This window comes from Streptomyces sp. NPDC085596 (assembly GCF_044541565.1).
GTDB lineage: Bacteria > Actinomycetota > Actinomycetes > Streptomycetales > Streptomycetaceae > Streptomyces.
The window spans coordinates 429,400-452,159 of sequence record NZ_JBITTC010000005.1 but is presented as its reverse complement, the minus strand read 5'-3'; the positions used below and the strand labels follow the sequence as shown (position 1 = coordinate 452,159).

Genomic DNA, 22,760 nt, shown 5'->3' with positions numbered 1-22,760 from the left:
GGAGGGGAGAGGCCGCTGTCGTGCGGCACGCGCGCGTGTGCGCGCACTCCTCATCGTCACCGGGCTCAGCACCGGATCTCGCTCAAGAGCGGAGTTTCCCCAGCATGCAGATCTCCCGTACCGCCTCCCGTGTCACCGCCGCCGTCGCCGTCGCGGGCGCCACCGTCCTCGCCGTCTCGGTCCCCGCCTTCGCGCACGTCGGCGTGCAGCCCGAGGGTGTCGCGGCCAAGGGCGGCTACGCCGTCGTGGACTTCAAGGTGCCCAACGAGCGCGACGACGCCTCCACCACCAAGGTCGAGGTCAACCTCCCCGCCGACCACCCGCTGGCCTCCGTCATGCCGCAGCCGGTGCCGGGCTGGAGCGTGAAGGTGACCAAGTCCAAGCTGGACAAGCCGCTGACCATGCACGGCGAGAAGATCGGCGAGGCCGTCACCAAGGTCACCTGGACCGCGGACGGCAAGGGCATCCAGCCCGGCTACTTCCAGAAGTTCCCGCTCTCGCTCGGCGCGCTGCCCGAGGACACCGACCAGCTCGTCTTCAAGGCGATCCAGACGTACTCCGACAAGGAGGTCGTCCGCTGGATCGAGGTGCCGCAGAAGGGCCAGGAGGAGCCGGAGAACCCGGCCCCGACGCTGGCGCTGTCCGCCGCGACCGACGACCACCACGGCACGGCGGCCGCCGCCGGTGACGACGACGATGCCAAGGGCGGCGACAAGGACGACGCCCACGAGGAGACGGCCGCCGCCGCCAACTCCGACGGCACCGACACCACCGCCCGTGTGCTGGGCATCGTCGGCATCGTGATCGGCGTCGCGGGCGTGGCCTACGGCGTCCTCGCGGGCCGCCGCCGCACCGCCTGACCCTTCTTCTGATCCGCGCGCACCTGGGCCGTGCCCGCCCGGTACGGCCCCGGTGCGCGCGGGAGTTCTCGACCCCTGGGACATCACTCCATGCTTTCTCCGCGCAAGAAGACCCTGGCCGCGGCCGCGCTGCTGGCCGCCGCCGCCTTCACCCTGTCCGCGTGCGGCAGCGGTGAGGACGCCAAGTCGCCCGTCTCCGTGGTCTCCGAGGAGACCGGCTCCGGCAAGGCCGCCACCGTCCTCGACCAGCCCTTCGTCAAGCCCGACCTGGTCCTCACCGACACCCACGGCAAGAAGTACGACCTGCGGGCCGCGACCAAGGGCCACCCGACGCTCGTCTACTTCGGCTACACCCACTGCCCCGACGTGTGCCCCACGACGATGAGCAACCTCGCCGTCGCCATGAAGGCGCTGCCCAAGGCCGAGCAGGACGACCTGCGCGTCGTGTTCGTCACCACCGACCCCGGCCGCGACACCCCGGCCGAGCTGGGCAAGTGGCTCAAGAGCATCGACCCGCGCTTCACCGGCCTGACCGGCGACTTCTCCACCATCCAGGCAGGCGCCCGCTCGCTGGGCATCTCCATCGAGCCGACCAGCAAGGACAAGAACGGCAAGACCGTCTCCGTCCACGGCACCCAGGTCATCGCCTTCTCCCCGAAGACGGACGGCGGCTACGTCCTCTACGGCGAGGACGCCACCGTCGACGACTGGACCAAGGATCTGCCGAAGCTCGTGCGCGGAGCGAAGCCGTGAGGCGAGCCGCGCTGCCCGTCACCGCCCTCGCCGCCGCCCTGGCCCTCGCGGGCTGCGGCTCCGGCCAGGGTTCCGGCGAGCCGGAGCTGTCGGTGAGCGCCACCTACATGCCCCAGCCGGTCGCCGCCGACATGGCCGCGGGCTTCCTCACCGTCACCAACAAGGGCGGCGAGCGGGACGAACTGACCTCGGTCAGCAGCGACATCGGCCGGGTGACCATGCACAGCACCAGCGGCGGAACCATGGCCGAGCGCACCTCCTTCGAGGTGCCCGCCCACGGCCGGCTCGTCTTCAGGAGCGGCGGCAACCACCTGATGTTCGAGCAGCTCAGGCAGAAGCCGCGCCAGGGCCAGACCGTCACCCTGAAGCTGGGCTTCGCCAGGTCCGGTCCGCTCACCGTCGAGATGCCGGTGCGGTCCGCCACGTACAACCCGTCGACCGGACACTGAGGGAGGGACCACCTTGACGCGGACCATCACCCCCCGGCTGCGCACCCTGGTACTGCTGCTCCTCGCCGTCACCGGCGCGCTGTTCGCGGGCGCCGCGCCCGCCTCCGCGCACGCCGCGCTGACCGGCAGCGACCCCGCGCAGGGAGTGGTGGTCGACCGGGCGCCCACCCAGATCTCGCTCACCTTCTCCGAGCAGGTGGCGATGGGCGACGGCTCCCTGCGCGTCCTGGACCCCAAGGGCAAGCCGGCCCAGTCGGGCAGGCCCGTGAACGTCAGCGGCACCACCTACGCGGTCCGGCTGCACGCCGGGCTGGCCGACGGCACCTACACGGTCGCCTACCAGGTCGTCTCCGCCGACAGCCATCCCGTCGCCGGCGCCTACACCTTCTCCATCGGCGCGCCCTCGCGCACCGTCGTCTCCGACACCGGGGCGGGAGCGGGCGGCGGAGCCGTGGGCGGGCTGTACTCCTTCGGCCGCTATCTGTCCTACGCGGGCTTCATCGTGCTGGTCGGCGGCGCCGCCTTCGTGCTGGCCTGCTGGCGGCAGGGTGCGGGAGTACGGGCGCTGCAACGGCTCGTGGTCGGGGGCTGGCTGACGCTCACCGCGGCCACGCTGGGGCTGCTGCTCCTGCGCGGCTCGTACACCTCCTCCGGCAAGCTCGGGGACGTCTTCGACCTGGAGCTGCTCGGCCAGGTGCTCCAGACCAAGACCGGGGCCGCGCTGGTCTCCCGACTGCTGCTGCTCGCCGCGGCCGCGCTGTTCGTCGCCGTCCTCTTCGGCGCGTACGCGCGGCGGGAAGAAGAGGAGGGTGTCGCGGAGGAGGCGGCCGCCGAGCGGCGTGACCTCGGCTTCGGGCTCGCCATCGGCGGGATCGTCGTCGGCGCCGGGCTCGCGGCGAGCTGGGCGATGGCCGAGCACGCGTCCACCGGGCTCCAGCCCGGCATCGCCATGCCCGTCGACATCGTCCATCTGCTCGCCGTCGCCGGCTGGTTCGGCGGACTGACCGCCCTGCTCGTCGCCCTGTACCGGGCGCCCGCCGACACCCCGCTCGGGGCCGACGCCGTCCGCCGCTTCTCCCGGCTCGCCTTCGGCTCCGTCCTCGCGCTGGTCGCCACCGGCGTCTACCAGTCCTGGCGTCAGCTGGGCTCCTGGTCCGCCTTCACCGACACCCGCTACGGGCAGCTGCTGCTGGTCAAGCTCGGGCTCGTCGCCGTCATGGTCGGGCTCGCGTGGATCTCCCGGCGCTGGACCGGGCGGCTGGCGGAGTCGGGCGTGACAAAGACGGAAGCGGAGACGGAAGCGGAGGCGGCGGAGGTGTCCGCGGCCGTGCCGACCGGCGCCGCAGCCGCCGAATCCGAGGCAGTTGGGGCCGCCGCGCAGTCCGAGGCCCAGGAGGAGGCGTCCTTCGCCGTCACCGTGCCGACCGGCGCTGCCACCGCCGGACCCGGTGAGGCCGGGCGGGCGGCGAAGGGCGGGGCGTCCACGACCGCCACCGAGTCGACCGGCGCCGACGCCACCGACCCGGCCGACGCCGGCCGGGCCGCCCAGCTCGCCCGGCAGCGGGACGCGGTCGACGCCGCGCGGCGCAAGCGGCTGCGCGACGCCGATCCGAACCGCTCCGGCCTGCGCCGCTCGGTGCTCGCCGAGGCGGCCGTCGCCGTCGTGCTGCTCGCCGTGACCACCGCGCTCACCCAGACCGAGCCCGGCCGCACCGAGCAGGAGGCCAGGGCGGCCACCGCCCCGGCCACCAGTTCCCCGGCCGACACCTCCGGCGCCCTCACCCTCGACATGCCCTTCGACACCGGCGGCAAGAACGGCAAGGGCCTGGTCCGGATCGACCTCGACCCCGCCAGCGTCGGCGCCAACGAGATGCACCTCTACGTCCAGCGGCCCGACGGCCGGCCGTACGACATCCCCGAGGTGAAGGTCGCCCTCACCCTGAAGGCGAAGAAGATCGGGCCGCTTCCCGTGGCCCCGGAACACATCACCACCGGCCACTGGGCGGCGAGCGGTGTGCAGATCCCCATGGCAGGAGACTGGGAGGTCGCCGTCACCGTACGGACCTCCGACATCGACCAGGTGACCGTCTCCAAGAACGCGCAGATCGGCTGAACCGCACCATGCCCGACCCGTCCGTCCCCCAGGCCCGCACTCCGGAAGCCGAGACGCAGCGGCCCGCGCCCGACCAGCGCCGGGGCGTCTCCCGGCGCACCCTGCTCGGCACCGCCGGGGCCACCGGCCTCGTGCTCGGCGCGGCGGGAGGCGCCCTGGGCTACGCCGCCGCGCCCGCCCCGGCCACGCCGCTCACCTCGATCGGTTCCGACCGCGCGATGTTTCACGGGAAACATCAGCCCGGCATCACCGACGCGCTCCAGGCCCACGGCCATCTCGTCGCCTTCGATCTGAAGCCGGGCGCGGGCCGCAAGGAGGCGGCGGCCCTGCTGCGCCGCTGGTCGGCGGCGGCCGAGCGGCTGATGGCGGGCGAGGCGGCGCCGCACGACGACACCGATGTGGCCCGCGACGCCGGTCCCTCCTCGCTGACCGTCACCTTCGGCTTCGGGCACAGCTTCTTCGCCCGCACCGGGCTGGAGAAGCAGCGGCCGGCCGCGCTGGACCCGCTGCCCGACTTCTCCGCCGACCACCTGGACAAGAAGCGCGGCGAGGGCGACCTCTGGGTGCAGATCGGCGCCAATGACGCGCTGGTCGCCTTCCACGCGCTGCGCACGCTCCAGCAGGAGGCGGGCGACGCGGCCCGCGTCCGCTGGCAGATGAACGGCTTCAACCGCTCACCCGGCACCACCGCGCACCCCATGACCACGCGCAACCTCATGGGTCAGATCGACGGCACCCGCAATCCCAAGCCCGCCGAGCCCGACTTCGACCAGCGGATCTTCGTGCCCGCCTCGGGCGAGCCCGCCTGGATGGCCAACGGCTCCTACGCCGTCGTCCGCCGCATCCGCATGCTCCTGGACGACTGGGAGAAGCTGGCGCGCCCGGCGCAGGAGGCGGTGATCGGCCGCCGCAAGTCGGACGGCGGCCCGCTGTCCGGCGGTGACGAGACCACGCCGATGGACCTGGAGAAGGCGGACGCGCAGGGCGAGTACGTCGTCCCGCTCAACGCGCACGCCCGGATCACCCGGCCCGACCAGAACGGCGGGGCGGCGATGCTGCGCCGCCCGTTCTCCTTCCACGACGGCTTCGACGCGGACGGCGCCCCCGACGCCGGGCTGCTGTTCATCTGCTGGCAGGCCGATCCGCTGCGCGGCTTCGTGCCGGTGCAGCGCAAGCTCGACCGGGGCGACGCGCTGTCGCGGTATCTGCGGCACGAGGCCAGCGGGCTCTTCGCGGTGCCGGGCGGCGCGGCGGAGGGCGAGTACGTGGGGCAGCGGCTGCTGGAGGGCTGACAGGGGGTGCCGTGGGCCCCGTCTTCGCAGGTGTCCGGGATCGAAACCACCCGGAAGAGTGGCTGTGGTGAGACGGTCGAGCCGGGTCGCGGCACGGCCATTAGGGTGAGGGCATGCCAGCGAGCTACGCGTATCTCGGTCCCGAAGGCACCTTCACCGAAGTCGCCCTCCGCACTCTCCCGGAGGCCGCCACCCGCGAGCTGATCCCGTACGTCTCGGTGCAGTCCGCCCTGGACGCGGTGCGCACCGGCGAGGCGGAGGCCGCGTTCGTGCCGATCGAGAACTCGGTCGAGGGCGGGATCACCACCACCCTGGACGAGCTGGTCGCGGGCGAGCCGCTCACGATCTACCGCGAGGTGCTGCTGTCGATCACCTTCGCGCTGCTGGTCCGGCCGGGCACGAAGCTCGCCGACATCAAGACGGTCACCGCGCATCCCGCCGCCCAGCCACAGGTCCGCAACTGGCTGCGCGCCCACCTCCCGGACGCCCTGTGGGAGTCGGCCGCCTCCAACGCGGACGGCGCCCGCCTGGTCCAGGAGGGCCGGTACGACGCGGCCTTCGCGGGCGAGTTCGCGGCGGCGCGGTACGGCCTGGTGCCGCTGGAGACCAACATCCACGACGCGGAGAACGCGCAGACCCGGTTCGTGCTGGTCGGCCGGCCCGCCCGGCCCGCCGCGCCGACCGGAGCCGACAAGACCTCGGTGGTGCTGTGGCAGCGGGACGACCACCCCGGTGCCCTGCGTGATCTGCTGGGCGAGTTCGCCACCCGTGGCATCAACCTGATGCTGCTCCAGTCCCGGCCGACCGGTGCGGGCATCGGAAACTACTGCTTCTGCGTGGACGCCGAGGGGCACATCTCCGACCGGCGGATGGCGGAGGCGCTGATGGGGCTGAAGCGGATCTGTCTCCAGGTGCGATTCCTGGGTTCCTATCCGCGTGCCGACATCGCGCCGGGCGGGGCACGGCCGATGCTGCCGGGTACGTCGGACCAGGAGTTCCTGGCCGCCTCCGACTGGGTGACGCGCTGCCAGGACGGCCGTTTCTAGCGGGTCTCGTTATCCACAGAAGTTATCCACAGGTCCGCTTCTCGACCTGGGGACAAGTCGATAACAAGGGTCATCCGGTCGACAAATCACCCTTCTGTCCACGGGTGCATTCAGCCCAGTCCGGATCACCCTTCGTCCACCTGTTTCCATCGATTCAGCTTTTAAGGCGACCACTTTCCACCCGAAAGTGGCTACCCAGGGAGTTTGAACCGGGAATTCTTCGGAACGACAACCCACTCGGAATGATCAATTCCGAAATCCACAGTCACTCCACACAGCCTGTGGATAACTTTCCCCGAGGTGTGGATCTCTGTGGACGACGGCCGGCCCCACCGGGCCGCCAAGTACCCGCCACCGCAAGGGAGTCCGAACCGGCACGGCCGCTCCCGGAAAGGGCGGTCCCGTCTTTCCCGTCCACGACGACCGTATTCGACCCACCGGTCACTCTGCGTCATAGGGATATGGGTCCCGGCCGCTCCACGCGCACCGGTAGCCTTGGGCCTGTGATTGACCTTCGCCTGCTTCGTGAGGACCCTGACCGTGCGCGCGCCTCCCAGCGTGCCCGTGGAGAGGATGTCGCGCTCGTCGACTCCCTCCTGTCTGCCGACGAGCGGCGCAGGTCCTCCGGCGTCCGCTTCGACGAGCTGCGCGCCGAGCAGAAGCAGCTCGGCAAGCTGATCCCCAAGGCCACGCCCGAGGAGCGGGCCGAGCTGCTCAGCCGTGCCGAGCAGCTGAAGGCCGACGTGAAGGCGGCCGACGCCGAGCGCGACGAGGCCGACGCGGAGACCCAGCGCCTGCTGCTCGGGCTCGGCAACCTCGTGCACCCCGGTGTCCCGGTGGGCGGCGAGGAGGACTTCGTCACCCTGGAGACGCACGGCGCGATCCGTGACTTCGACGCCGAGGGCTTCGCGCCCAAGGACCACCTGGAACTCGGCCAGATCCTCGGCGCGATCGACACCGAGCGCGGCGCCAAGGTCTCCGGCTCCCGCTTCTACTTCCTCACCGGCGTCGGCGCCCTGCTGGAGCTGGCCCTGGTCAACGCGGCCATCGCGCAGGCCACCGCGGCCGGCTTCACCCCGATGCTGACCCCGGCGCTGGTCCGCCCCCAGTCCATGGCGGGCACCGGCTTCCTCGGCCAGGCCGCGCAGGACGTGTACCACCTGGACAAGGACGACCTGTACCTGGTCGGCACCTCCGAGGTGGCGCTCGCCGCGTACCACATGGACGAGATCATCGACGCGGACCGGCTGCCGCTGCGCTACGCCGGGTTCTCCCCGTGCTTCCGCCGCGAGGCCGGTTCGCACGGCAAGGACACCCGGGGCATCTTCCGGGTCCACCAGTTCGACAAGGTGGAGATGTTCTCCTACGTCGCCCCGGAGGACTCCGAGGCCGAGCACCAGCGTCTCCTGGAGTGGGAGAAGCAGTGGCTGACCTCGCTGGAGCTGCCGTTCCGCGTGATCGACGTGGCCACCGGTGACCTGGGCTCCTCCGCCGCCCGCAAGTTCGACTGCGAGGCGTGGATTCCGACCCAGGGCAAGTACCGCGAGCTGACGTCCACCTCGGACTGCACCGAGTACCAGTCCCGCCGGCTCCAGATCCGGATGCGCGACGGCAAGCAGGTCCGCCCGCTGGCCACGCTGAACGGCACCCTGTGCGCCGTACCGCGCACCATCGTGGCGATCCTGGAGAACCACCAGCAGCCCGACGGATCGGTCCGTGTCCCCGAGGTCCTGCGCCCCTACCTGGGCGGACGGGAAGTCCTGGAGCCGGTCGCCAAGTGAGCAGCCCCCTTCCCTACCGGCTGATCGCGACCGACCTGGACGGCACGCTGCTGCGCGGCGACGAGACGATCTCGCCGCGCACCCGTGAGGCGCTCGCCGCCGCCACGGCCGCGGGTGCCGCGCACATCGTCGTCACCGGCCGCGCGGTCCCCTGGACCCGGCACATCCTGGACGACCTCGGCTACGAGGGCCTCGCCGTCTGCGGCCAGGGCGCCCAGGTCTACGACGCCGGACAGCACCGGCTGCTGACCTCGGTGACCCTGGACCGGCAGCTGGCGGGCGTGGCCCTGGCCAAGATCGAGGCCGAGGTGGGCCCGCTGTACCTGGCGGCGAGCCGGGACGGGCTGGACGGCGAGGTCATGGTGGGCCCCGGTTACGCGGTCACCGGCCGGCTGCCGGCCAAGGCGTTCACGGACGCGGCCGACCTGTGGGAAGCCCCGCTGAACAAGATCTACATCCAGCATCCGACGCTGTCCACGGACGAGCTGGCGGACGCCGCCTCGCGCGCGGCGGGCGGTTTCGTCACCGTCGTCATGGCGGGCGAGGGCATCGTGGAGCTGCTGCCGCTCGGGCTGTCCAAGGCCACGGGGCTGTCGCTGGCGGCCCGGCGGCTGAAGCTGAAGGCGGCCGACACGATCGCCTTCGGCGACATGCCGAACGACCTGCCGATGTTCGCCTGGGCCGCGCACAGCGTGGCCATGGCCAACGCCCACGAGGAGCTGAAGGCCGTGGCCGACGAGGTGACCGCCTCCAACGAGGAGGACGGCATCGCGCTGGTCCTGGAGCGACTGCTCGGCTGAGCCGTGCGCCGCGTTCGCGGTGGAGGATGCACGGATCGAACGTGCGCGGGCTCGCGCCCGACCACGGCTCGGAACAAGCCGGTGCCTTGCCTCTCGGCCAATCCTCCGGGTGGGCGGCCCACGCGAGAGCGACATCGCGTGCTCGAAGCGGCCGCCCCGGACGGTCCCTGTGCGGGAGCGGGCTCGACGGTGGGGTAACTACACCGGAGCCCGCCCGGGGCCGTCCTGCCGGGAGCTGAACGTACTGTCGTGCGGCGACACCGCCCAGCTCCTCTCCCGGTACGGGGCGCGCCGGGCTCTGGAACCCGGCGTCGGTTCCCCCACTGTGCCCCGGTCCGGAAGGCCGGCGCCAGCGAATTAACGCCCGCGCCTGCGCCGCCACGAGCGGCTGAAGAACCAGCCCGCGGGCGGCTTGTCGGCCCGCCACGGCTGGGGTTCGGGGCGCTCGGCCCGCCAGCGGGCGGCGAGCATACGGGCACGGGCGGACGGCTCGGAGGTCTCGGCGGCCCGGACGAAGTCCTCGTCCAGTTCGACGCCGTCCCAGGGGTCGGGCGTTGCCTCCCCGTCCCCGGCACGCTCGGGTTCGCCGGGCCGGGGGTGCTCCTGTGCCATGGCGGCCTCCTCGCCGTACGTCCGCCCGCGTCCGTGTCCGGTGCCGCCCAGTGTGCCGGGACGGGGATGAGGTCCCCGTCAAGGGCGGCGCGGCTGCTACTCCTCGCCCGCCAGGGTCAGGGCCCGCAGGCGCTGGCCGGCGTACCAGGTGGCCGCGACGGTGACCACGACCAGCAGGGCGGTGGCGGTGGGCAGGCCGACGTCGGAGGTGATCAGGTTGCTGCCGACCACCTTGTGCGCGACCGCGAGCGACCACTGCTGGACGCTCAGGGTGCGGGCGCCGGACACCAGGGAGCCGAACAGGGCCTCCCAGACCAGGGCGTAGACAAGACCGAAGACCACCGCGTGCCGCGAGACCGTGCCGAGCAGCAGGAACAGCGCCGAGTAGGCGATGGACGCGACGAGCGCGGCGACCGTGTAGGCGACGGCGACCTGCTGGCCGTTGCCGTTGAGGATCAGGCCCGCGATCAGGGTGGGCAGCGCGGAGAACACCATGGTCACCGCGATGGCGACGATCAGCTTGGTGAAGATGATCGTCGGCCGCTTCAGCGGCTTGGACAGCAGATAGACCACGGAGCCGTCGTCGATCTCCGGTCCGATCGCGCCCGTGCCCGCGATGACGCCGATGATCGGCACCATCGTGGCGAGCGCGAACCCGCCGAGCACGTCGGCGGCGACCTGGTCGTCGGCCCCGGTCAGGGCGCGGACGGCCACCGAGATCACGATGAGCAGCAGGGGCAGGGCGCCGAGGACGAGGGCCCGGCGGCGGCCGAGCAGGGCCCGGTAGGTGAGCCGGGCGACTGTGGGGTCGTACATCTTCGGCCTCCTACGCCGCTACGAGATACGAGAAGACGGACTCCAGGGACTCGTCCGAGGGCGAGACCGTGAGGAGCCGGATGCCCTGGTCACTGGCGACCTTGGGCAGCAGCGTGGTGAAGCGGCCGAAGTCGACGGCCTGGACGATCAGGCCGCCCTCGACGGCGTCGACCTCGATGCCCGCGGTCGACGGGTCGGCGATCAGGGCGGCCGCGAGGGCGCGGTCGTCGCTGGAGCGGACCAGATAGCGGTGCGGGCGGTCGGTCATCAGGCGGCGGATCTTGCGGAAGTCGCCGCTGGCCGCGTGCCGTCCGGCGACGACGACCTCGATGTGCCGGGCGAGCTGCTCGACCTCCTCCAGGATGTGCGAGGAGAACAGCACGGTGCGGCCCTCGTCGCCCATGGCGCGCAGCAGCTCCATCAGCTGGAGCCGCTGGCGCGGGTCCATGCCGTTGAAGGGCTCGTCGAGCAGCAGCAGCGAGGGGTCGTGGACGAGGGCGGACGCCATCTTCACGCGCTGCCGCATGCCCTTGGAGTAGGTGGAGATCTTCCGGTCCTGGGCGGGCTCCATCTCGACCGTGGCCAGGGCGCGCTGGGCGGCCTTGGCGCCGAGTCCGTGCAACTCGGCGTTGGCGAGGACGAATTCGTGGCCCGTGAGGAAGTCGTACATCGCCTCGCGCTCGGGAACGATGCCGATGTGCTGGTACACCGACTCGTTGCGCCACACCGGCTGTCCGTCGAGGGTGACGGTGCCGGTGGAGGGGGCGAGGAAGCCGCCCATCATGTTGATGAGCGTGGACTTGCCCGCGCCGTTGGGGCCGAGCAGACCCGTCACGCCGGGGCCGATGGTCATGGTGATGTCGTTGACGGCGACCACGTTGCCGAACCAGCGGGATACGTGGTCGATCTGGAGCGTGGTCACAGGCCCACCTTCTTGTAGCGGCGCAGCAGGAGGCCGTAGCTCGCGGCGATGAGGCCGAGGACGACGATCAGGTAGACGAAGCCCTCGCCGGTGGACGGGCCGACGCCGCCGGGGAAGGACGACGTGCCGCCGAGCAGCGCCGACTGGACGCCGTCGATCAGGGTGACCGGGGAGAACAGGCCGATCCACGGCACCGAACCGCTGTTGCCCTGGGCGTCGGCGATGGCCTGGAGGGTGGAGACGGCCCCGTAGGAGATCGTCATGACGGCGATGACGGCGGCGATGCCGAAGCCGCGGCGCGGGGTGATGGCGGCGATGACCAGGCCGATCCCGCCGAACAGCAGGGAGAGCAGGACCACCGCGACCAGTCCCTGGCCGAACTTCTCGCTCTGGTGGGCCACGCCCATCTTGGCGAGCAGCGCGCCCACGTACAGCACGAGCAGCGGGCCCCCGGTGAGGATGAACAGGGCCGAGGCGAGCGCCGCGAACTTGGCGAGCACGTAGTCGGCGGTCTCGATGGGCCGCGAGAAGTACAGCGGGACCGTCTTGAAGCGCAGGTCGCGGGAGACGGACTGCGGTGCCTGGGAGGCGACGAACAGGCTGATAACGGCCTGCATGATGATCGCGTACCGGGTGTAGGGGACCGGAAGTTCGTGCGCCTTGGTGGTCACCGCGACGGCGACCATGATGGCGGCCGGCACGCACATCACCGCGAACAGCAGCATCGGCAGCACCTTGGACTTGGCCGAGCGGCCGAGGCCGTAGGCGCCGCGCAGGGACTGCGAGTACAGCGAGAGGCGGGCGTAGGCGCGGCCGAGGCGGGGGCCGTCGTAGCCGCGGTAGCCGATGTCGTGGATGCGGGACTGGTCGCCCGAGGGCGCCGGTGCCGTGGGGACGGGCTGGTCAACCGCCATGGGCGACTGCCTCCTTCCGCTGCTCGTCACGGGTGAACACCTCGGAGATGTGGTGACGCCGCTGTTCCATCCGGACCAGGCCGAGGCCGAGCCCGGCGACGGTGTCGCGCACCAGGTCGTACGTCTCCTCGCCCTGTGCGGTGAGCAGCAGGATGTGACCGGCGCCGGGCAGGCCGCCGCCGTCGTCGTGGGTGTCGATCCCGCGCGCGTGCAGCGCCTCGCGCAGGGCGCGGGTGCCGTCGGGGTGGGTGTCGCTGTCGGTGACCTCGACGGCCAGCGTCGTGGTGTTCTGGGTGAAGTCGGTGGTGGAGCTGGACCGCAGCAGCTTGCCGCCGTCGACGACCACGACGTGGTCGCAGGTGCGCTCCAGCTCGCCCAGCAGATGGGAGGTGACCAGGACCGAGATGCCGAAGTCGGTGTGGACACGCCGGATCAGGCCGAGCATCTCGTCCCGGCCGACCGGGTCGAGGCCGTTGGTCGGCTCGTCCAGGAAGACCAGCCGGGGGTCGTGCACCAGCGCCTGCGCCAGCTTGACCCGCTGCTTCATGCCGGTCGAGTAGCCGCCGATGGGGCGGTAGCGCTCCTCGTACAGCCCGACGTGGCGCAGGGTGTCGGCGGTGCGCTCGCGGGCCGCGGTGGGTGGCAGGCCGGACATGCGCGCCATGTGCACGACGAACTCGGTGGCCGAGACGTCGGGCGGCAGGCAGTCGTGCTCCGGCATGTAGCCGACTTGCTCGCGGATGGCGGCGCCTTCGGTGGCCACGTCGAGGCCGAGCACGGCGGCACGGCCCTCGGTGGCGGGGGACAGACCCAGCAGGATCTTGATCAGGGTGGACTTGCCGGCGCCGTTGGCACCGACGAGTCCCGTCACACCGGGTCCGATGTCCACGGACAGCCGGTCGAGCGCGGTCACCCGTGGGAACCGCTTGCTCAGGCTCTCGGTCACGATCACAGTCACGTCCTCGACGGTAGTGACATGGGGCACGCGGGTCGTCAGACCTCAGAGCCGTCTTGGGGTCCGTCTCGGGTAGTACGGGGCCCTAGGGGGTCGTGGCCCTAAGGGATGGGACACGCGGGGATGGTGACCGTGGGTCTGGTGGGGCGGGCGAGTCTGGTGGGGCCGCCCCCTGGGGGATCTCCCCTATTGACGCCACCTCTAACAACTGCCACATTCGCAGGGAGTCGCGGGTGGCGTCGCACGGTGGCGTCGCACGGGTGGCGCTGGACGGAGTCGGGCGGAGGACAAGTGACGCTGAAGGACGCGCGTGAGCGGCGGGTGCGCACCGGCGGGATCGAGCTGTGCGTGGCCGAACTGGGTGATCCGGGGCGCCCCACCGTGGTGCTGGTGCACGGCTACCCGGACAGCAAGGAGGTCTGGTCCGAGGTGGCCGCCCGCCTCGCGGACCACTTCCACGTGGTGCTCTACGACGTGCGGGGCCACGGCGGCTCGACCGCGCCGAAGCCGCTGCGCGGCGGTTTCACCCTGGCCAAACTGACGGACGACTTCCTCGCGGTGGCCGACGCGGTGAGCCCGGACCGGCCGGTGCATCTGGTCGGGCACGACTGGGGTTCGGTGCAGTCCTGGGAGTTCGTGACGGTCGAGCGGACACGGGGCCGCATCGCCTCGTTCACCTCCATGTCGGGCCCTTCGCTGGACCACTTCGGCCACTGGATCGACGCCCGCGTGAAGCGCCCGACCCCGCGCCGGGTCGGCCAGCTCCTGGGCCAGGGCGCCAAGTCCTGGTACGTGTACCTGCTGCACACGCCGGTGCTGCCGGAGCTGGCCTGGCGCGGGCCGCTGGGCAAGCGGTGGCCGAAGCTGCTGGAGCGGGCCGAGAAGATCCCGGCCGGCGACTATCCGACGGCCTCACTGCCCTCGGACGCGGCCCACGGCGCCTGGCTGTACCGGGACAACGTCCGCCCCCGCCTGCGCCACCCCCGCCCGGACGCCGTCGCGCACGTGCCCGTGCAACTGATCACCCCGCAGGGCGACGCGTTCCTGTCGGAGCGGCTCTACGACGACCTGGAGCGGTGGGCGCCGAGGCTGACCCGGCGCACGCTCCCGGCCAAGCACTGGGTACCGCGCACCCGGCCCGACCAACTGGCGCGATGGATAGAGGAGTTCGTGACCTCCGTGGAACAGGGCGAGCCTTCGCGGGGCAGCGGTCCTCATGCCGACCGTTTCGGCGGCCAGTTGGCGCTGATCACGGGTGCGGGCAGCGGTATCGGGCGCGCCACGGCCCTCGCTCTCGCGGAGGCCGGGGCGCGTGTGGTGGCGGTCGACCGGGACGCCGAGACCGCTGCCCGCACCGCCGAACTGGCGCTGGCGGCAGGTGCGTCGGGGGCCTGGCCGGAGACGGTGGACGTCTCGGACGAGCAGGCCATGGAGAAGCTGGCCGAGCGTGTGCACCGCGAGTACGGGGTGGTGGACGTGCTGGTGAACAACGCGGGCATCGGCCTGTCCGGCTCCTTCTTCACCACGACCCCGGACGACTGGCGCAAGGTGCTGGACGTCAACTTGTGGGGTGTGATCCATGGTTGCCGCCTCTTCGGCGCCCGCATGGCCGAGCGGGGGCAGGGCGGCCACATCGTCAACATCGCCTCGGCGGCGGCCTTCCAGCCCTCCCGGGCGCTGCCGGCGTACAGCACGTCCAAGGCGGCGGTGCTGATGCTCTCGGAGTGCCTGCGCGCCGAACTCGCTTCGCGGGACATCGGAGTCACGGCCATCTGTCCCGGCATCGTCAACACCAACATCACCTCGACGACGCGCTTCACGGGGGTGGACGAGACCGAGGCGCGGCGGCGTCAGGAGCGGTCGTCCCTGCTCTACGGGAAGCGCAACTACCCGCCGGAGAAGGTCGCCAGGGCGATCCTGGACGCGGTGGCGGAGAACCGGGCCGTGGTGCCGGTAACTCCTGAGGCGCGGGGTGCATATCTGCTGGCGCGGTTCCTGCCGGGGGCGCTGCGCAAAGTGGCGCGGGTGGAGCCGAAGTTGTGAAGGCAGGGTCGACCGAGGACGCTTCATCTACCGTGAAGTGCCCTGAAGTTGACCAACCTGCCTGAAGTGGACGCCAGTTGTCCACAGAATCGCCAAAACACCTGTGGATAACGGGCGTTGCCTGTGGATCAAACCTTCCGCCGAAAATCAGATGCGTGATCCGCGTCTCTCCAGCAGGCTGGCGAGGGGCGGAAAACGCGGAGCAGACAGAAGAGAGGGAGATACGAAAAGCGCCATATGACAGAAATGAGTACATCAGAAGTGATGGATGACAGACGCACCGTAAAGGTGTCCAAGTACCTCTCGAAACACCTGCGCCACCAGCCCGAGCGCATCGGGCTCACCCTCGACCCGGCGGGCTGGGTGGAGATCGACACGCTGCTCGCCGCCGCGGCGGCCCACGGCTTCCCCGTCACACGCGCGGAGCTGGACCATGTGGTGGCCGTCAACGACAAGCGGCGCTTCGCCGTCGAGGGCGGCAGAATCCGCGCCAGCCAGGGCCACAGCGTCGAGGTGGCGCTCGGCCTGCCCCCGGCCACCCCGCCGCCGTACCTGTACCACGGCACCGTCGCCCGCAGCCTGGACGCGATCCGCGCCGAGGGGCTGCGCCCCATGAACCGCCACGACGTCCACCTCTCGGCCGACCGCGAGACCGCGACCAGGGTGGGCGCCCGCCGTGGCCGGCCCGTGGTCCTCGCCGTGGACGCGGGCGCCATGCACCGCGACGGCCACGTCTTCCACGTCAGCGCGAACGGCGTCTGGCTGACCGACGCCGTCCCGCCGCGCTACCTGCGCTTCTCCGAGCCGCGCTGAGGTCTCCGCCCGCTCAGCCGAGCTGGGCGACGGCCTCGGTGGCGATCTTCTCGAAGACGGCCTGATCGGCCGCGAAGTCCGAGTCGGGGATGGGCCAGTGGATCACCAGCTCGGTGACGCCCAGCGCGGCGTACCGGCCGGCGAAGTCCACGAACGCGTCGACGGACTCCAGCGGACGGCTCCGGTCCGGGGTGAACCCGGTCAGCATGATCTTGTCCAGCCCGGTCACGTCCCGGCCGATCTCCGCGCACGCCTCGGTGAGCCGGCCGATCTGCTGCTCGACCGCCAGCACCGACTGCTCGGACGTGCCCGTCTCGAACAGCTTCGGGTCGCCCGTGGTCACCCACGCCTGCCCGTACCGGGCGGCCAGCCGCAGCCCGCGCGGGCCCGTCGCCGCCACCGCGAACGGCAGCCGGGGCTCCTGCGCACAGCCCGGGATGTTGCGTGCCTCGTGCGCCGAGTAGTGGTCGCCCGCGTAGGAAACGGCGTCCTCGGTCAGCAGCTGGTCCAGCAGCGACACGAACTCCGCGAACCGGTCGGCACGCTCACGCGGCGACCACGCCTCCTGCCCGAGCGCCGTCGCGTCGAACCCGGAGCCGCCCGCCCCGATGCCCAGGGTGACCCGGCCGCCGGAGATGTCGTCCAGGGAGATCAGCTCCTTGGCCAGGGTCACCGGGTGCCGGAAGTTCGGCGAGGTCACCAGCGTCCCCAGCCGCAGCCGCTCGGTCACCCCGGCGGCGGCCGTCAGCGTCGGCAGCGCCCCGAACCAGGGCCCGTCCCGGAAGGACCGCCACGAGAGATGGTCATAGGTGTAAGCGGCGTGGAACCCCAGCTCCTCGGCCCGCTGCCATTTCGCCCGGCCTCCCTCGTTCCAGCGGTCGACGGGAAGGATCACGGTACTGAGACGAAGGGCCATGCCGATGAGCCTACGACGCCCGGATGGCCGGTCGGGACGCGATCCTGAACTCATCTGACGCATCCCTGAACTCATCTGCGCGGTCTCGCGCACGGTCGTGCGCGCATATGCGCGAGAATGGCCGGGTGACCTCAGCGACCAGACAGCCGGGGACCCCGGCCTCCGCCCAGCCGTCGGCCCAGTCCGGACGAGGAGGGGCCTCTCTCCCGCCGCCGCGCCTGATCGCCACCGACCTCGACGGCACCCTGCTGCGCGACGACCAGACCGTCTCCGCACGGACCGTCGCCGCGCTGGCCGCGGCCGAGGAGGCGGGTGTCGAGGTCTTCTTCGTCACCGGCCGCCCCGCCCGCTGGATGGACGTCGTCAGCGAGCATGTGCACGGCCACGGCCTGGCGATCTGCGGCAACGGCGCCGCCGTGGTCGACCTGCACGGCGGACCCGGCGCCCACCGGTTCGTGAAGGTGCGCGAGCTGGCCAGGGAGAACGCCCTGAAGTCCGTACAGCTGCTGCGCGACGCGGCCCCCGGCACCCTGTTCGCGGTCGAGCAGACCTACGGCTTCCACCAGGAGCCCGCCTATCCCAAGCTGCACATGGAGATCCCGGACACCCTGCGGCCCGCCGAGGAACTGCTCGCGCCGGACGGCGTCGCCGCGAGCCAGCCGGTGCTGAAGATCCTCGCCCACCACCCCGGCCTCGACCCGGACGCCTTCCTCACCCTCGCCCGGATCGCCATCGGCGGCCACGCCAACGTCACCCGCTCCAGCCCCAGCGCCCTGCTGGAGCTGAGCGGGCCCGGTGTCTCCAAGGCCAGCACCCTGGCCCTGTGCTGCGCCGAGCGCGGCATCTCGCACGAGGAGGTCGTCGCCTTCGGCGACATGCCCAACGACATCGAGATGCTGACCTGGGCCGGCCGCTCCTACGCCATGGGCAACGCCCACCCCGACACGCTGGCCGCCGCCACCGGCCGCACCCACGCCAACAACGACGACGGCGTGGCCCGCGTGATCGAGGACCTCCTCACCGGCCGGGTCTGACCACCCCGCCGGTCACAGCACCACCAGGGACTCCGCCTCGGCCTCGCGGCGGGCCATCGCGGCCAGCGGGCCGTCCACGGTGACCAGCTCGGCGTACGGGCCGCGCTGCACCACGCGGCCCGCGTCGAGGACGAGCACCTCGTCGACCGCGGCGAGACCGGCGAGCCGGTGCGTGATCAGCAGCGTGGTGCGGCCCTCGGTCGCGGCCAGCAGGTCCTCGGTGAGGGCGTCCGCCGTGGGCAGATCGAGGTGCTCGGCGGGCTCGTCCAGCACCAGCACCGGGAAGTCCGCGAGCAGCGCGCGGGCCAGCGCGAGCCGCTGCCGCTGGCCGCCGGAGAGCCGGGCCCCGTGCTCGCCGACGTGCGTGTCCAGGCCCTCGGGGAGCCCGTCCACCCAGTCCAGCAGCCGGGCCCGCAGCAGCACGTCCCGCAGCTCGGCCTCGGTCGCGTCCTTCCGCGCGAGCAGCAGGTTCTCCCGCACGGTGCTGTCGAAGAGGTGGGCGTCCTGGGCACACAGCCCGACGAGCCGCCGTACGTCGTCGCCGTCCATCTCGTCCGCCGGTACCCCGGCGAGCGTGTACGTGCCCGAGCCGGCGTCCAGGAAGCGCAGCAGCACCTGGGCGAGGGTGGTCTTGCCGGAGCCGGAGGGGCCGACCACGGCGATCCGGCGGCCCCGGTCCAGGGTGAGGTCGAGCCCGTCGAGCGCGTCGCGGTGCTGGTCCTCGTAGCGGGCGGTCAGGTCCTTCACCACGAGCGGGAAGGGCGAGGCGGGTGCCTCGCGGGGGTGCTCGGGCTCGTGGACCGGCACCGGGGCGTCCAGGACCTCGTAGACGCGCTCGGCGCTGCGGGCGACCCGCTGCCGGTAGCGCACGGCCAGCGGGAGGCCGAGCACGGCCTCGAAGGCGGCCAGCGGGGTCAGGACGACCACGGCCACCACGACGCCGTGGATACGGCCCCCGGCCGCCGCCTGCGCACCGAGCAGCGCGGCGACGGTGACGGTCAGTCCCGAGATCAGCGCGGTGAGGCCGTCGCCGAGCGCGGTGACCCCGGCCGCGCGGGACGCGATCCGGGTGAGGGTGCCGTCGGCCTGCCGGGTGGCCGCCGTACGCGAGGGCAGCGCCCCGGCGACGGTCAGCTCGGCGGTGCCGGTGAGCAGGTCGGTCACGCGGGTGGCCAGCACGCCCCGGGCGGGCGCCAGCCGTCGTTCGGTGCGCCGGGCGACGGCCGCGGTGATCAGCGGGACGCCGACACCGGCCAGCAGCAGCCCCGCGGCGAGCGCGAGGCCGGCCTCGGGAAGCAGCCAGGCCGTGAAGCCGACCGAGGCGGCGGAGACGACGACCGCCACACCGGTGGGCAGCAGCCAGCGCAGCCAGTAGTCCTGGAAGGCGTCCACGTCGGCGACGAGCCGGGTGAGCAGATCGCCGCGCCGGGTGCCCCGCAGTCCGGCCGGGGCCAGGCGCTCAAGACGCTTGTAGACGGCGACGCGGGTGTCGGCGAGCATGCGCAGCACCGCGTCGTGCGACACCAGCCGCTCGCTGTACCGGAAGACGGCACGGCCGATGCCGAAGAACCGCGTGGCCGTCACGGCCACCAGCAGATACAGCACCGGGGGCTGCTGCGAGGCGCGCGAGATCAGCCAGCCGGAGGTCGCCATCAGACCGACGGCGCAGCCGAGGGCCAGGCTGCCGAGCAGCAGCGCGAAGAGCAGCCGGCCACGCCGGGCCGCGGCCACGGAGCGGACGCGGGCCAGGATGCCCCGTTCACGGGCCGCCGCCGTCTCGGGCGCGGGCTCGTCCAGGTCGTCGTCGGCGTCGTCCGGCTCGGGGAAGAAGGGCTTGCCGGGCCCGGCGGCGGGCTCGGGCACGTGCGCGTCGAGCGCGGTGGCGGCCGGCTCGGGAGCGGTCACCTCGGCCATGACCGGCTCGGGAGCGGCGGCCGGCTCGGACAGCTCCAGCCGCACCACCCGGTCGGCGACCTCCAGCAGCGCGGGCCGGTGCACGACCAGCAGCACCGTACGGCCCACCGCGAGCCGCCGGACCGCCTCGACGACATCGGCCTCGGTCGCGCCGTCCAGTGCGGCGGTGGGCTCGTCCAGGAGCAGCACCGGCCGGTCGGCGAGGAAGGCGCGGGCCAGGGCGAGGCGCTGCCGCTGACCTGCGGAGAGCCCGGCCCCGTCCTCACCGAGCACCGTGTCCGCGCCCGCGGGGAGCGCGTCCACGAACTCCAGCGCGCCCGCGTCCGCCATCGCCTGGCGTACGGCGGTGTCGTCCGCGTCGGGGCGGGCCAGCCGTACGTTCTCCGCGATGGTCCCGGCGTACAGGTGCGGCCGCTGCGGCACCCAGGCGATCCGGGAGCGCCACTCCTCCAGATCGAGGTCGGCGAGGTCGGCGCCGCCGATACGGACCTGGCCCTCGGTGGGCCGGACAAAGCCGAGGAGCACGCTCAGCAGGGTGGACTTGCCCGCGCCGCTCGGCCCGATCAGCGCCACGGTCTCGCCGGGCTCCACGGAGAAGGACACATCGGTGACGGCATCCGCCGACCGGCCCGGATAGCGGACCGTCAGGGAGTCGAAGGCCATCGAGCCGGAGGGAACCGGCGCGGTGCCGGTGGCCGGGACCGGTGTCTCCAGCACGGCGAAGATCTCCTCCGCGGCCGCCAGGCCCTCCGCCGCCGCGTGGTACTGCGCGCCCACCTGGCGCAGCGGGAGATACGCCTCCGGGGCCAGGATCAGGATGACCAGGCCGATGTACAGGTCCATCCCGCCGTGCACCAGTCGCATGCCGATCGTGACGGCGACCAGCGCGACGGAGAGCGTGGCCAGCAGCTCCAGCGCGAAGGACGAGAGAAAGGCGATCCGCAGGGTCCGCATGGTGGCCCGGCGGTACTCGCCGGTGATCCGGCGGATGGACTCGGCCTGCGCCTTGGCCCGGCCGAACACCTTCAGCGTGGGCAGTCCCGCGACCACATCCAGGAAGTGGCCGGACAGCCGGGACAGCAGCGACCACTGCCGGTCCATCCGGGACTGGGTGGCCCAGCCGATGAGCATCATGAAGATCGGGATGAGGGGCAGGGTGGCGACGATGATCGCCGCCGACACCCAGTCCTCGGTGACGATCCGCGCCAGCACCGCCACCGGGACGACCAGGGCGAGCCCCATCTGCGGGAGGTACCGCGAGAAGTAGTCGTCCAGGGCGTCGACCCCGCGCGTGGCCAGGGTGACCAGTGAGCCGGTGCGCTGTCCGCTCAGCCAGCCGGGTCCGAGCACGGCGGCCCGCTCGACGAGCCGCTCCCGCAGCTCGGACTTCACGGCCGCGCTGGCCCGGTGCGCCGCCAGCTCGGTGAGCCAGGAGACCAGGGCGCGGCCGCAGGCGACACCGGCCAGCAGGGCCAGCGGGGTGACCAGGTCACCTGCGGACTTGCCCTGCTGGAAGGCTCCGACCACCACTTCGGCGATCAGCATCGCCTGGGCGATGACCAGCCCGGCGCCGAGCCCGCCGAGGACGACGACCGCCACGAGGAAGAAGCGCGTGGCACGGGCGTAGCGCAGGAGGCGGGGATCGATCGGTTTCACGTGAAACGTGTCCTTCAGTCCCGAGAGTGTGTTTCACGTGAAACATACCCTTGGGACGCTCAGTGTGCGGCTTCGGCGATGTGGTGGGTACCGATGCGCTTGCGGAACACCCAGTAGGTCCACCCCTGGTAAAGCATGACCAGCGGGGTGGCGATCGCGGCGCACCACGTCATGATCCTGAGGGTGTAGGGGCTGGACGAGGCGTTGGTGACCGTGAGGCTCCAGTCCGCGTCGAGAGTGGACGGCATCACATTCGGGAAGAGCGACAGGAACAGCATCGCCACGGTGGCCGCGATGGTCACCCCGGACAGCGCGAACGCCCATCCCTCCCGCACCCGCCAGATGGCTCCCAGCGCGCCGACCAAGGCGACGGCCGCCACGACCAGGGCGACCAGACTCGCACCGTCCCCCCTGTGGAGCTGCGTCCAGACCAGGAAGGCGAGCGCCAGGACGACGGTCACCGGGCCGGTACGCAGCGCCAGCTTCCGCGCCCGCTCCCGGATGTCACCGACGGTCTTGAGCGCCGTGAACACCGTCCCGTGGAAGGTGAACAGGGTGAGCGTCACCGCGCCGCCGAGCAGGGCGTAGGGGTTGAGAAGGTCACCGAGACCCCCGACGTACTCGAAGTTCCGGTCGATCTTCACGCCCCGCACGATGTTCCCGAAGGCCACGCCCCACAGGAACGCCGGGATCAGCGAGGTCCAGAAGATCGCCCACTCCCAGTTGCGCTGCCAGTTCTCCTCGGGCCGCTTGACCCGGTACTCGAAGGCCACGCCCCGCACGATCAGGCAGACCAGGATGGCCAGCAGCGGCAGATAGAAGCCGGAGAACAGGGTGGCGTACCACTCCGGGAAGGCGGCGAAGGTCGCACCGCCCGCGGTGAGCAACCACACCTCGTTGCCGTCCCACACCGGCCCGATGGTGTTGATCAGCACACGCCGCTCGGACCGGTCCCGGGCGAGCAGCCGGGTGAGGACACCGACCCCGAAGTCGAACCCCTCCAGGAAGAAGTAGCCGGTCCACAGCACGGCTATGAGCACGAACCAGACGTCATGAAGTTCCATGGCTGTT

General features: G+C 72.0%; 19 protein-coding genes and 1 tRNA gene. 11 read left to right on the top strand and 9 right to left on the bottom strand.

The genetic code is table 11. The features are described 5' to 3' along the window. The first annotated feature begins 104 nt into the window (after window positions 1-104). From ACIGA3_RS18150 to ACIGA3_RS18115, 8 genes are all read left to right on the top strand, one after another. A complete protein-coding gene (locus tag ACIGA3_RS18150; RefSeq protein ID WP_399716387.1) occupies window positions 105-860 on the top strand; it encodes a YcnI family protein in 756 nt (251 codons plus the stop codon). 90 nt (window positions 861-950) lie between these two features. Beyond that, a complete protein-coding gene (locus tag ACIGA3_RS18145) occupies window positions 951-1,613 on the top strand; it encodes an SCO family protein (RefSeq protein ID WP_399716384.1) in 663 nt (220 codons plus the stop codon). Then, a complete protein-coding gene (locus ACIGA3_RS18140; protein ID WP_399716382.1) occupies window positions 1,610-2,062 on the top strand; it encodes a copper chaperone PCu(A)C in 453 nt (150 codons plus the stop codon). Before ACIGA3_RS18145 ends, ACIGA3_RS18140 begins: the two co-directional genes overlap by 4 nt. Before the next feature lie 13 nt (window positions 2,063-2,075). Further along, complete coding sequence (locus tag ACIGA3_RS18135) at window positions 2,076-4,175, top strand: copper resistance CopC/CopD family protein (RefSeq protein ID WP_399716380.1); 2,100 nt, start codon at window positions 2,076-2,078, stop codon at window positions 4,173-4,175. A gap of 8 nt (window positions 4,176-4,183) precedes the next feature. Further along, window positions 4,184-5,467, top strand: a complete 1,284-nt coding sequence (gene efeB, locus ACIGA3_RS18130; RefSeq protein WP_399716378.1) for an iron uptake transporter deferrochelatase/peroxidase subunit — start codon at window positions 4,184-4,186, stop codon at window positions 5,465-5,467. Between the two features lie 113 nt (window positions 5,468-5,580). Beyond that, window positions 5,581-6,513, top strand: coding sequence for a prephenate dehydratase (gene pheA, locus ACIGA3_RS18125; RefSeq protein WP_399716375.1), 933 nt, complete (start codon window positions 5,581-5,583; stop codon window positions 6,511-6,513). Between the two features lie 503 nt (window positions 6,514-7,016). Then, window positions 7,017-8,294, top strand: coding sequence for a serine--tRNA ligase (serS, locus tag ACIGA3_RS18120; protein WP_399716372.1), 1,278 nt, complete (start codon window positions 7,017-7,019; stop codon window positions 8,292-8,294). Further along, window positions 8,291-9,094, top strand: coding sequence for an HAD family hydrolase (locus ACIGA3_RS18115; RefSeq protein ID WP_399716369.1), 804 nt, complete (start codon window positions 8,291-8,293; stop codon window positions 9,092-9,094). The genes serS and ACIGA3_RS18115 overlap by 4 nt, the downstream gene beginning before the upstream one ends. Before the next feature lie 20 nt (window positions 9,095-9,114). Here ACIGA3_RS18115 and ACIGA3_RS18110 read toward each other — a convergent pair. The 6 genes from ACIGA3_RS18110 to ACIGA3_RS18085 all read right to left on the bottom strand — a co-directional run bounded on the left by ACIGA3_RS18110 (window position 9,115) and on the right by ACIGA3_RS18085 (window position 13,310). Continuing rightward, window positions 9,115-9,201, bottom strand: a tRNA-Asn gene (locus ACIGA3_RS18110). Between the two features lie 250 nt (window positions 9,202-9,451). Then, window positions 9,452-9,706 carry a hypothetical protein gene (locus ACIGA3_RS18105; protein ID WP_399716366.1) on the bottom strand — a complete coding sequence of 85 codons (255 nt, stop codon included), beginning with the start codon at window positions 9,704-9,706 and terminating at the stop codon, window positions 9,452-9,454. Window positions 9,707-9,802: 96 nt separating this feature from the next. Then, window positions 9,803-10,522, bottom strand: a complete 720-nt coding sequence (locus ACIGA3_RS18100; RefSeq protein WP_399716364.1) for an ABC transporter permease subunit — start codon at window positions 10,520-10,522, stop codon at window positions 9,803-9,805. A 10-nt stretch (window positions 10,523-10,532) separates the two neighbouring features. After that, window positions 10,533-11,444 (bottom strand): ABC transporter ATP-binding protein, encoded by a 912-nt coding sequence (locus ACIGA3_RS18095; protein ID WP_399716362.1) that lies wholly within the window; start codon window positions 11,442-11,444, stop codon window positions 10,533-10,535. Continuing rightward, entirely contained in the window at window positions 11,441-12,358 is a 918-nt protein-coding gene (locus ACIGA3_RS18090) for an ABC transporter permease subunit (RefSeq protein WP_399716360.1), read from the bottom strand. Before ACIGA3_RS18090 ends, ACIGA3_RS18095 begins: the two co-directional genes overlap by 4 nt. Then, window positions 12,348-13,310: an ABC transporter ATP-binding protein gene (locus ACIGA3_RS18085; RefSeq protein ID WP_399716675.1), complete on the bottom strand. Its 963-nt coding sequence runs from the start codon at window positions 13,308-13,310 to the stop codon at window positions 12,348-12,350. Before ACIGA3_RS18085 ends, ACIGA3_RS18090 begins: the two co-directional genes overlap by 11 nt. 294 nt (window positions 13,311-13,604) lie before the next feature. Here ACIGA3_RS18085 and ACIGA3_RS18080 point away from each other — a divergent pair, with 294 nt between their 5' ends. Together ACIGA3_RS18080 and ACIGA3_RS18075 are read left to right on the top strand one after the other, a co-directional pair. Beyond that, window positions 13,605-15,356 (top strand): SDR family oxidoreductase, encoded by a 1,752-nt coding sequence (locus tag ACIGA3_RS18080; RefSeq protein WP_399716357.1) that lies wholly within the window; start codon window positions 13,605-13,607, stop codon window positions 15,354-15,356. A gap of 264 nt (window positions 15,357-15,620) precedes the next feature. Next, window positions 15,621-16,169, top strand: a complete 549-nt coding sequence (locus ACIGA3_RS18075; RefSeq protein WP_161187829.1) for an RNA 2'-phosphotransferase — start codon at window positions 15,621-15,623, stop codon at window positions 16,167-16,169. 13 nt (window positions 16,170-16,182) lie between these two features. On the opposite strand, the gene ACIGA3_RS18070 is transcribed toward ACIGA3_RS18075, so the two are convergent. Further along, the gene (locus ACIGA3_RS18070; RefSeq protein WP_399716354.1) at window positions 16,183-17,085 is read right to left on the bottom strand and encodes an LLM class flavin-dependent oxidoreductase; all 903 of its coding nucleotides are present in this window, start codon (window positions 17,083-17,085) and stop codon (window positions 16,183-16,185) included. A gap of 107 nt (window positions 17,086-17,192) precedes the next feature. On the opposite strand from ACIGA3_RS18070, the gene ACIGA3_RS18065 reads away from it, so the two are divergent. Further along, window positions 17,193-18,119, top strand: a complete 927-nt coding sequence (locus ACIGA3_RS18065; RefSeq protein ID WP_399716351.1) for an HAD family hydrolase — start codon at window positions 17,193-17,195, stop codon at window positions 18,117-18,119. Between the two features lie 12 nt (window positions 18,120-18,131). Here the strand turns inward: ACIGA3_RS18065 and cydD are convergent, their stop codons facing one another. Then, complete coding sequence (cydD, locus tag ACIGA3_RS18060) at window positions 18,132-21,689, bottom strand: thiol reductant ABC exporter subunit CydD (protein ID WP_399716349.1); 3,558 nt, start codon at window positions 21,687-21,689, stop codon at window positions 18,132-18,134. Window positions 21,690-21,748: 59 nt separating this feature from the next. Continuing rightward, window positions 21,749-22,753 (bottom strand): cytochrome d ubiquinol oxidase subunit II, encoded by a 1,005-nt coding sequence (gene cydB / locus ACIGA3_RS18055; RefSeq protein ID WP_399716346.1) that lies wholly within the window; start codon window positions 22,751-22,753, stop codon window positions 21,749-21,751. Between the last annotated feature and the right edge of the window lie 7 nt (window positions 22,754-22,760).

Excerpts from the sequence above, each read along its gene's own strand:
- ACIGA3_RS18150 (WP_399716387.1), top strand. The coding sequence starts at position 105 with ATGCAGATCTCCCGTACCGCCTCCCGTGTCACCGCCGCCGTCGCCGTC.
- ACIGA3_RS18145 (WP_399716384.1), top strand. The coding sequence starts at position 951 with ATGCTTTCTCCGCGCAAGAAGACCCTGGCCGCGGCCGCGCTGCTGGCC.
- efeB (WP_399716378.1), top strand. The coding sequence starts at position 4,184 with ATGCCCGACCCGTCCGTCCCCCAGGCCCGCACTCCGGAAGCCGAGACG.
- pheA (WP_399716375.1), top strand. The coding sequence starts at position 5,581 with ATGCCAGCGAGCTACGCGTATCTCGGTCCCGAAGGCACCTTCACCGAA.
- ACIGA3_RS18105 (WP_399716366.1), bottom strand. The coding sequence starts at position 9,706 with ATGGCACAGGAGCACCCCCGGCCCGGCGAACCCGAGCGTGCCGGGGAC.
- ACIGA3_RS18100 (WP_399716364.1), bottom strand. The coding sequence starts at position 10,522 with ATGTACGACCCCACAGTCGCCCGGCTCACCTACCGGGCCCTGCTCGGC.
- ACIGA3_RS18090 (WP_399716360.1), bottom strand. The coding sequence starts at position 12,358 with ATGGCGGTTGACCAGCCCGTCCCCACGGCACCGGCGCCCTCGGGCGAC.
- ACIGA3_RS18075 (WP_161187829.1), top strand. The coding sequence starts at position 15,621 with ATGGATGACAGACGCACCGTAAAGGTGTCCAAGTACCTCTCGAAACAC.
- ACIGA3_RS18070 (WP_399716354.1), bottom strand. The coding sequence starts at position 17,085 with ATGGCCCTTCGTCTCAGTACCGTGATCCTTCCCGTCGACCGCTGGAAC.
- ACIGA3_RS18065 (WP_399716351.1), top strand. The coding sequence starts at position 17,193 with ATGCGCGAGAATGGCCGGGTGACCTCAGCGACCAGACAGCCGGGGACC.
- cydB (WP_399716346.1), bottom strand. The coding sequence starts at position 22,753 with ATGGAACTTCATGACGTCTGGTTCGTGCTCATAGCCGTGCTGTGGACC.